The sequence below is a fragment of the Mesorhizobium sp. M0698 genome, assembly GCF_040320455.1.
In the GTDB taxonomy this organism is placed as follows: domain Bacteria; phylum Pseudomonadota; class Alphaproteobacteria; order Rhizobiales; family Rhizobiaceae; genus Mesorhizobium.
This window is the reverse complement of the sequence record NZ_JAMYPQ010000002.1, coordinates 626,880-637,486: the sequence shown is the minus strand read 5'-3', so window position 1 is coordinate 637,486 and position 10,607 is coordinate 626,880. Positions and strand designations below refer to the sequence as shown.

Genomic DNA, 10,607 nt, shown 5'->3' with positions numbered 1-10,607 from the left:
TCGTCGGTGACGGCGATCCGCGGCTGGTTCGCGTTGCTCAGCCTATCCCCGAACTTGAAACCGACCAATGGATCGTCACCCATCATGAGGAACGTCACTCCCCGCCGGTACGAAAAGTCGCCGACCGGATTGCCGCCTTGATGCGGGCGCACCAGCCGCTGTTTCGCGGCGAGACGCCGATTCGGTAAGCCCCAGCGTCGATCGGCCGCCAGCTGAGCCGCACGCTGGCACTCATGCCCTGGCCGACAGCCAAGTCAGATTGCACTGCCACATGCGGCGCGCAACGCCCTATTGGTAGCGGCCGTGGCGCTGCAGCACTTCGATCTGGTAACCGTCGGGGTCGCTCACGAAAAAGAACCGCGCAAGCAGCTCGCCTTCGTGGTTGAACTCGACAATTTTTCGCGGATTGAAACCTGCCGCCGCCAAGCGCTTGTGTTCTGTCTCGATATCGTCGACGCAAAGAGCCATGTGGCCATAGCCGTCACCAAGCGCGTAGGGCTCTTCCCTGCCCTTGTTGATCGTCAGTTCAAGCTCGAAATCGGCTTCCGCATTGTGAAGATAAACCAGTGTGAACGTGACGAAATCCAATCGGTCCGCAACATCGAATCCGAATGCCCTTCTGTAGAAACTGACCGACAGGCTCTCGTCCACCACCCGGATCATGGAATGAATTGCTTTCGCCAAAGGAGCCTCCAGTCTGCCGCGTGGTCTCGGTAACGCGCCTACCGTGGCCCATTGGTTGCAAAAAGGGGTGGCAGCCGGTTACCACGTCGAGAAATTGGCTTAAAGCTGGTCTACGCACTAAGGTCCGATTGTAGTCACTGCAAATTGAGCAGAAAATGCGCGTCGGGTTGGTATCATCCCGGCGGATGAGCGCAGAAACCGCGCTTTCGCACAAAGCCATCAAACGGGAGGTCTTCGCATGTGTAAGGTCTTTGCCGGGCAGGATCCGGAAGGGTATCGGCTGGTCAATCGCTCCATTCGAATAGGTGGCCATTCAACGAGCATCCAGCTTGAGGCCACTTTTTGGACGCTGTTGGACGAGATCGCCCATGGACAGGGGATGACGGCGCCGAAATTCCTCTCGACGCTTTACGATGAAGCACTGGAGATCAACGGGCATATCCCGAACTTTGCCTCCATGCTGCGCACCACGTGCGCGCTCTATCTGCGCGACAGGCAACCACTCGACAGCGAACCCTCGGAATTCACGAACAAGGCAGCCTGACCCGCGGGCATTTATTCAAAACGTCGGGGTACCGGAAATCCCGTGTAGCAGCCGCCTGCTACCAGCGACCCGAATTTTGGCGCTATGTGATATGAATGGCGAACTTCACCGAGGCGGTGTAGAGTTCACCACAAAAGAAGAAATGAGCCGTATCAACGGCAATGCTGAGCGAATCTGGGAGGATTCATGGTCGAGATTATCTCCAAGCGGGATGGCCCGCGGCGCGAGGACGTACAAGTCAAAAGACTGATCGAGCAGAACCGTTCGACCATCGTTCGCCTTGCCGACCAGATCAGCGGCGGCGGCTATTCGGCTTCCAGGAAACCACGCCAGCAACCGAAGGCGGAAGGCCTGATCATCCATGTTGGTGGCGGCGCGGTGCCTGTGCCCGAAGCCAGGCCGTCCATCCAGGTCACCATGAACGGCCGCGTGGTCTCGAAAGATCAGAACACAGGCCGCCAACTTCATCATATCGGTGATATCCGCAATCGGAGTGGGGAACAGATCTTCGTCCTGGCAACGAAGCAGAATGGCTTTTTCTCGCCGGTCGACGAAACCGTCGCCGAGGCGCTTGCCGACCTGGACGGGTCCCGCCTTGCCGCCACCTACACCGAAGAACAGCTTGCCGCCGACATCGGCGCGAAACTCGGCATCGACTGACCGTGCAGACGCCTGTGCTTGTGCACGTCCAATCCGCGTCAGCATACGAACGCGACAGCATACAGAAATGGCATACCTCAAAAGGTTCTGTGATGGCTGAATGAAACGCGAGATAGGCCCCAATCAGATGAAGATCGATGCTGTTCCGGCGCGTGCGTCGCTGGCCGCCGGGCAAATGGTTCTGAGCAACATCGACTATGACGAGCGCGCTACCATGCGCGCCTGGGAAACTTTTCTGGCCGACGAGCCCAAATGTGCCCGCGGTCCAATCCACCCCAACCACGTCCGCTCTCTCATTCACGATTCCTGGTATCGCAGCGCCACCGGCGGCATCAACGCTCAAGGTATTGAAGCGCCGCTGAGCAGTGATCGCGACGAGATCGAATATCTGACCCGCGCCAATGCCGAACTGCTTTCGGCGGCGCGGCGGTCGTTCGCCTCCCTTGGCCAGCTGCTGGATGGGACGGGCGCGATGCTGGTTCTGGCCGACAGCGACGGCGTGCTGATCGACGCCATCGGCGACAAGAAGACGCTGCATGACGGCATGGATATCCACCTCGCCATCGGCGGCAAATGGAACGAGGATGCCGTCGGAACCAACGGCATCGGCACGGCGCTGTGGACCGGAGAGCCGACTTTCGTCCATGCGGCCGAGCATTTCTGCGCCGGCATCAAATCCTGGACTTGCGCTGGCGCGCCGATCCGCGATCCGCTCGACGGCAAGATCATCGGCGTCGTCGACCTGTCAGGCTATTCGCCGATCTTCCGGCCGCACAACACCGCGCTCGTTGCCGCCACAGCCCGGCAAATCGAAAAGGCCTTGGCCGAACAGCAGCAGGAACAGCGCACGCGCCTGCTCGAAGCCTTCATTTCCTCGGCTCCCAGCTACCGCCGAAAAGACGGGCTGGTGATCGTCGACCATCGCGGCCGCGCCATCTTCTGCAACAATGTGCCCGACGGCGAGACCACAGAAATGATGGACGGTCCGATGGAACCTGGTCGTGGCCGTTGGCTGATGAACCTTCCGTCGTCCGGGTCGGACGCCGACCTCACCAAGGCGCTGCCGGCACATCTGCGATCCTGCCACATCACGCCACTCAAGCTCGACGGCGATCTCCGCGGCGCGGCACTGGTGTTCCCGTCCGTGCCGACAGTCTCCAGCGTGACGGTGGTCCGTAGGGAAGCGAGCAAGCACCTTCAGGATGCTGTCGCCATGATCGTTGGCAAGAGTGAGGCGCTGCTGGCCGCCATTGAAATCGCCTGTCGTGTCGCTCAATCGAACAGCGCGGCTTCGTTATTGGTCGAAGGTGAGACGGGAGTTGGAAAGGAGCTGTTTGCCCGGCTCGTCCATGCAGGCAGCCGGCGCGCGGCGAACGATCCGTTCATCGCGATGAATTGCGGGGCGATCACCAAGGATCTTTTTGGCAGCGAATTGTTCGGCCATGTCGCCGGCGCCTTTACCGGCGCCTCGCGGGACGGCAAGCCAGGTGTTTTCGAGCTCGCCAACGGCGGCGTCCTCAGTCTCGACGAGATCGGCGAATTGCCACTCGAGATCCAGCCGTTTCTGCTGCGCGTCCTGGAAGAGCGCGTGGTCAACCGCATTGGCGACAGCCGGGGTCGCCCAGTGGATGTGCGCATGGTCGCCTCGACCAATCGCGATCTCAAGCAGGAAGTTGCCGCCGGCCGCTTCCGGCGCGATCTCTATTATCGAATTGGTGCGGTCTCGATCACGGTCCCGCCGCTGCGCGAGCGCGGTGAGGATGTGCTGCTGCTGATCGAACATTTCAACCGGCAGATCGCCGCCACAGCAGGCGAGGACCCGCTTGAATTCTCGCACGAAGCGCTCGAGGCCCTGCTCGCCTACCATTGGCCGGGCAATGTGCGGGAACTGAAGAACCTCATTGGGCGGCTGCACATCTTGGCGCGCGGCGGCACCGTTGAGCTTCAGGATCTTCCCGGGGAAATCAGTACGGGCAATCGCAACAATATGACCATGCACGGCGATCATCCCGCAGCCATGCTCGAAGCACCGGTGTGCACATTCGAGGATGCAGAATGCCAGGTCATCAAGAACGCGCTCGCCGCAGAGGGTGGCAATCTCAGCAAGGTCGCGCTGAGGCTCGGTATTTCGCGGCCGACGCTCTATCGCAAGCTCGGACAATACGGCATCCGGCGCGGTTTCATCTAGACCCAGGTCCGTTCACCGGCACAAAACCCGCGGCATTCGCGCCGCGGGGCTGGGGGAAGTTCGTCGACTAGCTTGCCTTCAGGCAGCGGACGCGGAAATGATCAGGCCTTTACGACAGCACCGGTCACTTTCTCTGAGACATAGCCGAGGATGTTGCCGATGATCAGCGAGATCACCGCAGCGGCCGCGACCTTGGTGATGCCGCTGGCGCCTTCGCCGTAAGCGGCGGCGGCAAGCAGAAAAAGCGCGGCGGTTGTTGCGTAGCCATAGACCGCTGACGGAATGGCGCTCAGCAAAGGCAGCTTGGCGGCGAGAATCAGGACTATGATTGAAATGCCGACGCAAATGCCGGCCATGATCGCCGTAACACCAATGGACGTCAGTGCTATCAATGCGCCGGCGGCGCAGATCGCTCCCCAGAGGTTTGCAACCGCCGAATTCTTGAACCCGGCTGCCTTGCCGCCACAGTGATAGAAACTCCCCCAGCCCACAAATACCGCCCAGATCAGCAGATAGGGGTTGCCGATCGTGATCACTGCCCACGTTGCAATGCCACCCATAATGCCGATGACGACGGCCAGCCCTGTAACAAGATCCATGTTGTCCTCCCGTTTTCCACACCACGAAGCAAGGAAACTCGTTTCAGGATCGCGCTTCGCTGACGTCCCGATACGGAAATGCCATGGCATCAGCCACGGAGCTCAGAAGGAAGGCTTGCCGGGTTAGGCAAGCAGTCAGATCGAACCGGACGCGGTAGCCGTTCCGCGCCACGTTCGGTCCAAATGTTTCAGGGGACGATGACGCCGCGTCCGGTGAACCGCCGGTTCTTGAAATCGTCGAGCGCGGTGTTGATGCTTGCGAGGTTATACTCGGTGTAGTGCATCTTCACCTTGCCGTCGGCGTTGAGCTCCATCAGTTCGACAAGCTCGGTGAAATTGCCGACCAGGCTGCCGCCGATATTGATCTCCTCGATAACGAGATGCGCGGTCGGCACGTTGATGTTGCCGCCATAGCCGACGACGAACAATTGCCCACCCTTGCGCACCATCTTCCAGCAGATGTTCTCGACACCGAGTTCACCGACGAAGTCGATCACCACATGGGCGCCGCCACCGGTGATCTGGGCGACTTCCTCGACGACATTCGGCCCACCATCGAGGATGAAATCGGCGCCAAGGTCCTTTGCCAGTACCCGCGCCGCCGGCTCGCGATCGACGGCGATGATGCGACAGCCCGAAATCGCGTGCAGCGATTGCAGCGCGATGTGGCCAAGCCCGCCTATGCCGAGCAGCACGCAATAGCTGCCTGGGCGGAGCAGTTTGGCGGCCCGCTTGGCGGCGCGGTAGGCGGTGATGCCGGCGTCCGCCAGCGGCGCCACTTCGATCGGCGTGATGTTGGCATTGAGCTTGATCAGCGATCGCTCGCTGGTGATGAAGTATTCGGCGAAGCCGCCATTCATGCCGAGGCCGGGGAACTGGCCGTTGTCGCAATACATGTCCTCGCCATGGCGGCAGTTGAGGCAGATGCCGCATGAGCGGAAGGGATGGCAGATCACGGCGTCGCCGCGCTTGACCGAGCGGACGCCGCTGCCGACCTCCTCGACCCAGCCGGCATTTTCATGGCCCATGATGTAAGGCAGCAGCGTGCCTTCGGGATCCATGGTCGGCTTCCACACACCCTCGATGATGTGCAGGTCGGTGCGGCAGAGGCCGGCGGCACCCACCCGCACGATCACCTCGTCGGGAGCAGTGATCGTCGGTGCCTTGACCTCCTCGATCTTGAGCAGGACGTTCATCTTGGGATCGTATTCGTACAGTCTGGCAGCTTTCATCGTCGTATCCTTTCAACGTCGAAATCGTTCCGTTGGAATTTGTCGCTTCAGGCGCGGCCGAGCTTTTCCGAGCCGCCGCCACGCGCCGGTCCGGCCGTCGGATCCTCATCCTCGGCGAGATCGCCAATCAGCGTTTCGGTGGTCAGGATCAGCGTTGCCACGGAAGCTGCGTTGGCGAGGGCGGTGTAGGTGACGCGGACCGGATCGATGATGCCTGCCTCGAACATGTTCTGGTACGCGCCGGTCGATGCGTTGTAGCCATAGCCGCCATTGATGCGGGTGACCTCGACTACCACGGCGTCAGGATCGGCACCGGCATTGGCGGCGATGCGCCACAGCGGCCGCGACAAAACCGACCGCACCAGGCGCACGCCCTCGGCGACATCGCCGTCGACGCCGGCCGCCATCTTGTCGAGCAGCGGCGCGATCTGGGCGAGCGCCGAGCCGCCGCCGGCGACCACGCCCTCTTCGGATGCGGCCCGAACCGCATTCAAGGAATCCTCGATCAGCTGGATGGTCCGCTTCTGCTCGACCGGCGTGACGCCGCCGGCATAAAGGATCGCCGTTCCGCCGGAGAGCTTGGCCAGGCGTTCGCGCAGCTTGTCCTGGTCGATGTTCGGCGGCGCGGCTTCATACTGCCGCTGCACCTGGGCACGGCGCGAGGCGATTGCCGCATGGTCGCCGCCGCCACGAATGATCGAGGTGTAGGACGAACTGGTCTTCACCCGGTCGGCCGTGCCGAGATCCTCGGCGGTGATATCCTCCAGCCGGCCACCGAGATCGCGCGCGATCACCTTGCCGCCGGTGATGATGGCCAGATCCTCCATCATCGCCTTGCGCCAGTGGCCATATTCCGGCGGATGGACGACGAGATATCGTCCTGGCCCCTGCTTGCCGAGCAGCGTCACCACCACTTCCGGCGACATTTCCTCGGACACAATCAGCAGCGGGCGGCCGGCCTCGTCGGCAATGCGGCGAACCGCATCGAGTTGCCCGGGCTCCTTGATCTTGAGGTCGGTCATCAAGATGTAGGGCCGCTCGAGCACGGCCTCCATCTTCTCCTGATCGGTCACCATGTGATGGGAGAGATAGCCACGTTCGAAGGACATGCCCTCGACGACGTCGAGCGTGGTCTCGGTGGTGACGCTGAAGTCGGTGGTGATGACGCCTTCGGCGCCTACCCGCTGATGGGCTTCCGCCACCAGCGCGCCAAGCTTGCTGTTGGTCGCCGCGATGTTGGCGACCGAAGCCAAGATGCCGTTGCCCTTGGCCGGCTTGGCCGACGCCTTGAGCGCGGCCACCACCGCCGCCACCGCAAGGTCGATGCCCTTGCAGAGATCGACGGATTTGGCGCCGCGCTCATTCGCCTCGACGCCACCCTGGATGAGCGCGTTGGCGAGCACGATCGCCGTCGTGGTGCCATCGCCGGCGACCTCGTTGGTCTGCATCGACACTTCGCGCACGACTTGCGCGCCCATATTTTCGAAACGGTCGTGCAACTCGATCTCGGAGGCGATGCTGACACCGTCGCGGGTCACCATCGGCGTGCCGATCGGTCGGTCGATCATGGCGTTCATGCCTTTGGGGCCGAGCGTCGGCTCGACGGCCGCAGCCAGCCGGAAGACACCGCGGGCAAGAGCACGGCGGGCTTCGGAGTTGTGAAGCATTATCTTGGGCATGATTCCTCCTTCCGCCTTACGGGCGGGTTGTTGGTTAGGGGCCTCGTGCAAGGGAGGCCGTTGTGTCAGTTCTGCTTCAGGCAGTCGGCGCCGTTCCGGCCGGCACGCGATCCAGAATGAAATCGACCAGCGTCGGTTCGCCGTCGATCACATCCAGTTCCTTGTATCTGGTCTGCTTGAGCCCCCGGCACAGCGCGCCGTTGAACTCCATGTTGATGCGCACACCGCGCAGTTCGGCGAGGTGGGCACTGAGTGCGGCCGGTGGGATTTTCTGCCCTTCCCAGGTCACGAACACAGGATCGTCGGCCCGGCGGTCGGGAAAACGCTCAAGCAGAGCCGCCCGGTACCTCGGCTGCTGTTGGGCCGCCTCACCCGGTTCGAACCGCGCGACGTCGTAGGCCGGCAGGTCCATGCCGAGGATTTCGCGATCGGTCAGGCCGTGCTGCCGCAGGCCGCGCAGGACCGCCTCCTGGCGCCGCTTGAATGCCTTCATCCTGAAGGTCTCACGCAAGGCGCCAAGATCCTGATCCTCGGCAAGCACAGCGAAGATGTCGCCGAAGGCCTTGCCCTCTGCCATGCCGCGATTGACCTCTTCCGCGAACATGTGGTCGTGCAGCTTGACGCGATAGGCCGGCTTCCAGGAGAGCTGGTCGAGCGCCTTGCGGACGCCGTCCAGCATCAGGAACGCGAAGTTGGGCGAACACCAGTAGGTCGGCAGGCGGAAGTCGATCTCTACGCTGCCATCGCCCGTCACCGCGGCCCGCTCGACGAAGCCCATCTCGGTGACAGGTTCGTCGAGTTCCGGGTCGTTGACCTCACCAAGGCGCCGCCAGAGTTCCTTCTCGCGGCCGCCGGAAACGCTGGCGGTTGCCATGGCTCCTACTCCGCCGCGATGCTGAAGGGCGAGCTGGCAAGCGCCTTCTTCTTGGCTTCCACGTCGATGTTGTAGAGACGCGCCGCATTGAGGCCGAGGATCTTCTCCTTGATCTCGTCGGTCAGCTGCCCACCACGTTCTGCGGCGATGTCCTCTGGGATCTGGTAGGCCCAGAATTTCTCGACTAGCCAGCGCGGCGTCCAGATCGCGTAGTCGGAACCAAACAGGATTTTCTCCGGCCCGATCCAGAACAGCAGTTCGGCGATGACCTCGCCGAAATAGCGCGGACGGGAATGGATGAAGGGCAGCGCCACCGCTAGCCCGCCATAGACGTTGGTTTCCTGCGTCGCGATCCAGCAGAAATCGTCGAGGCGCGGCAGGCCGCAATGCTCGACAATCCAGTTGAGGTTCTGGAAATCCGTCGCCGCGTGGTCGATGTCATGCACGTCGAAGGCGTCCTTGCTGAGTGGGATGATCGTCGGACCCTTGTGCACGTGGATGTTCTTGATGCCGAGCTTGTCGCAGAGTTCGAAGCACTTGTAGGCATCGGGATCGGTGAGCTTCCAGCCCTTGGAAGCGCCGTTCCATTCGGCCGTGTACATCTTCACGCCCTTGACGTTGTAGGTCTCCTTGAGGAAGTGGATGTACTCAAGTGCCTTCTCGCCGTCGCGCGGATCGAAGGCGCCGTTGACTATGAAACGCTCGGGATAGCGCTTGGCCACCTCGGCGTTGCGCTCGATCGTGTTGAAGCCGTTCTTGTAGAAGTCCTTGAGATAGGTCGATTGCACGATCGCCACATCGTCGGGACCGTCAATGAACAGGTCGCGATAGAGATCGTCGGCGCTGTATTTCTCGAACTTGCTCTTCTCCCACAGCTGGTCCTTCGGGCTCAAGCCAGTGTGATAGGCATAGAAGCACTCGATGAACTGCTTGCCGTGGATGTTCTTCTGGTTTTCCGGGCTGCCGTCCCAGAAATGGGTGTGGCCGTCGACCACGAAAATGTCCTTGCCTTCCGGTGTTCTGTACATTTTTTCCTCCACGCGAATGCGTTGCTTTGAATGGCTGCGGATCAGATTGTGATTGCGACCTTGAGGACGCCGTCGCGCTGGTTTGCGAACAGCTCATAAGCGTCCTCGATCTGGTCGAGTTTGAAGCGGTGCGTGACCAGGCCGCCGAGATCGACCCGGCCTGCCGAGATCACTCCCAGCATTCTGCGCATCCGCTCCTTGCCTCCGGGGCAAAGGGACGTTCGGATGGATTTGTCGCCCAGGCCCGCGGCAAATGCATCGAGCGGAATCTTGAGATCGGAGGAGTAGACGCCGAGACTGGACAGCACGCCGCCCGGACGCAAAACACGCAGAGCGGCCTCGAACGTTGCCTGAGTGCCCAATGCCTCGATCGCGACGTCGACACCGCGCCCGTCCGTCAACCTCATGATGGCGTCGACGGGATTCTCCTTCTTGAAGTCGACGACGATGTCAGCGCCCATCCGGCGGGCCATCTCCAGGCGAGCCGGCACAGTGTCGACGGCTATGATCGTCGTTGCGCCCATGAGCTTTGCGCCGGCGGTGGCGCAGAGACCGATCGGTCCTTGGGCAAATACCGCAACGGTGTCGCCAATCCGGATGCCCCCGGTTTCGGCGCCGGCGAAGCCGGTCGACATGATATCCGGGCACATCAGCACCTGCTCGTCGGTGACGCCGTCGTCAACCGGCGCAAGATTGGCCATTGCGTCCGGCACGCGGACATATTCGGCCTGGCAGCCGTCAATGGTATTGCCGAACTTCCAGCCGCCGATCGCCTGCCAGCCGTGCTTGGTGCCGGCGCCATCCTGAGAACCACATCCGCACAGGCAGGCATGGCTCCAGCCGGAAGGGGTGATCGCGCCAGCGATGACACGCTGGCCCTCCTTGAAGCCGCTGACGCTTGATCCGAGCTTCTCGATGATGCCAACCGGCTCGTGACCAATTGTGAGGCCTTTGACGACCGGATATTCGCCCTTGAGGATATGGACGTCGGTCCCGCAAATGGTCGTGGTGGTTACGCGAATAAGCGCATCTTGAGGCCCGATATCGGGAATTGGCTTGTCCTCAAGGACAATGCGGCCTTTCTCGACAAACACAGCAGCTTTCATTTTCGAAGACATT

At 61.6% G+C, this 10,607-nt stretch carries 10 protein-coding genes and 1 pseudogene; 4 read left to right on the top strand and 7 right to left on the bottom strand.

Annotated features, from left to right (window positions below):
• Nucleotides 1-188: pseudogene (locus NKI16_RS07630) on the top strand (LysR family transcriptional regulator); the annotation flags it as partial.
• 100 nt (nucleotides 189-288) lie between these two features.
• On the opposite strand, the gene NKI16_RS07625 reads toward NKI16_RS07630, so the two are convergent.
• The gene (locus tag NKI16_RS07625; protein WP_023675598.1) at nucleotides 289-684 is read right to left on the bottom strand and encodes a VOC family protein; all 396 of its coding nucleotides are present in this window, start codon (nucleotides 682-684) and stop codon (nucleotides 289-291) included.
• A 238-nt stretch (nucleotides 685-922) separates the two neighbouring features.
• On the opposite strand from NKI16_RS07625, the gene NKI16_RS07620 reads away from it, so the two are divergent.
• The 3 genes from NKI16_RS07620 to NKI16_RS07610 all read left to right on the top strand — a co-directional run bounded on the left by NKI16_RS07620 (nucleotide 923) and on the right by NKI16_RS07610 (nucleotide 4,076).
• Nucleotides 923-1,228 (top strand): ribbon-helix-helix domain-containing protein, encoded by a 306-nt coding sequence (locus NKI16_RS07620; protein ID WP_023675597.1) that lies wholly within the window; start codon nucleotides 923-925, stop codon nucleotides 1,226-1,228.
• A 186-nt stretch (nucleotides 1,229-1,414) separates the two neighbouring features.
• On the top strand, nucleotides 1,415-1,888 hold the full coding sequence (locus tag NKI16_RS07615) for a hypothetical protein (protein ID WP_023675596.1): 474 nt from the start codon (nucleotides 1,415-1,417) through the stop codon (nucleotides 1,886-1,888).
• Nucleotides 1,889-1,988: 100 nt separating this feature from the next.
• Nucleotides 1,989-4,076 (top strand): sigma-54-dependent Fis family transcriptional regulator, encoded by a 2,088-nt coding sequence (locus NKI16_RS07610; RefSeq protein WP_352922485.1) that lies wholly within the window; start codon nucleotides 1,989-1,991, stop codon nucleotides 4,074-4,076.
• A gap of 101 nt (nucleotides 4,077-4,177) precedes the next feature.
• Here NKI16_RS07610 and NKI16_RS07605 read toward each other — a convergent pair whose 3' ends face one another.
• From NKI16_RS07605 to NKI16_RS07580, 6 genes are all read right to left on the bottom strand, one after another.
• The gene (locus NKI16_RS07605; RefSeq protein ID WP_023675595.1) at nucleotides 4,178-4,675 is read right to left on the bottom strand and encodes a DUF1097 domain-containing protein; all 498 of its coding nucleotides are present in this window, start codon (nucleotides 4,673-4,675) and stop codon (nucleotides 4,178-4,180) included.
• A gap of 188 nt (nucleotides 4,676-4,863) precedes the next feature.
• A complete protein-coding gene (locus tag NKI16_RS07600) occupies nucleotides 4,864-5,907 on the bottom strand; it encodes an NAD(P)-dependent alcohol dehydrogenase (RefSeq protein WP_352458624.1) in 1,044 nt (347 codons plus the stop codon).
• Between the two features lie 47 nt (nucleotides 5,908-5,954).
• Nucleotides 5,955-7,586, bottom strand: a complete 1,632-nt coding sequence (locus NKI16_RS07595) for a molecular chaperone GroEL (RefSeq protein ID WP_023675593.1) — start codon at nucleotides 7,584-7,586, stop codon at nucleotides 5,955-5,957.
• 76 nt (nucleotides 7,587-7,662) lie between these two features.
• Entirely contained in the window at nucleotides 7,663-8,460 is a 798-nt protein-coding gene (locus NKI16_RS07590; RefSeq protein ID WP_023675592.1) for an iron-sulfur cluster assembly protein, read from the bottom strand.
• A gap of 5 nt (nucleotides 8,461-8,465) precedes the next feature.
• Complete coding sequence (locus NKI16_RS07585; RefSeq protein ID WP_352922482.1) at nucleotides 8,466-9,488, bottom strand: amidohydrolase family protein; 1,023 nt, start codon at nucleotides 9,486-9,488, stop codon at nucleotides 8,466-8,468.
• 41 nt (nucleotides 9,489-9,529) lie between these two features.
• The gene (locus NKI16_RS07580; RefSeq protein WP_023675590.1) at nucleotides 9,530-10,606 is read right to left on the bottom strand and encodes an NAD(P)-dependent alcohol dehydrogenase; all 1,077 of its coding nucleotides are present in this window, start codon (nucleotides 10,604-10,606) and stop codon (nucleotides 9,530-9,532) included.
• Between the last annotated feature and the right edge of the window lies 1 nt (nucleotide 10,607).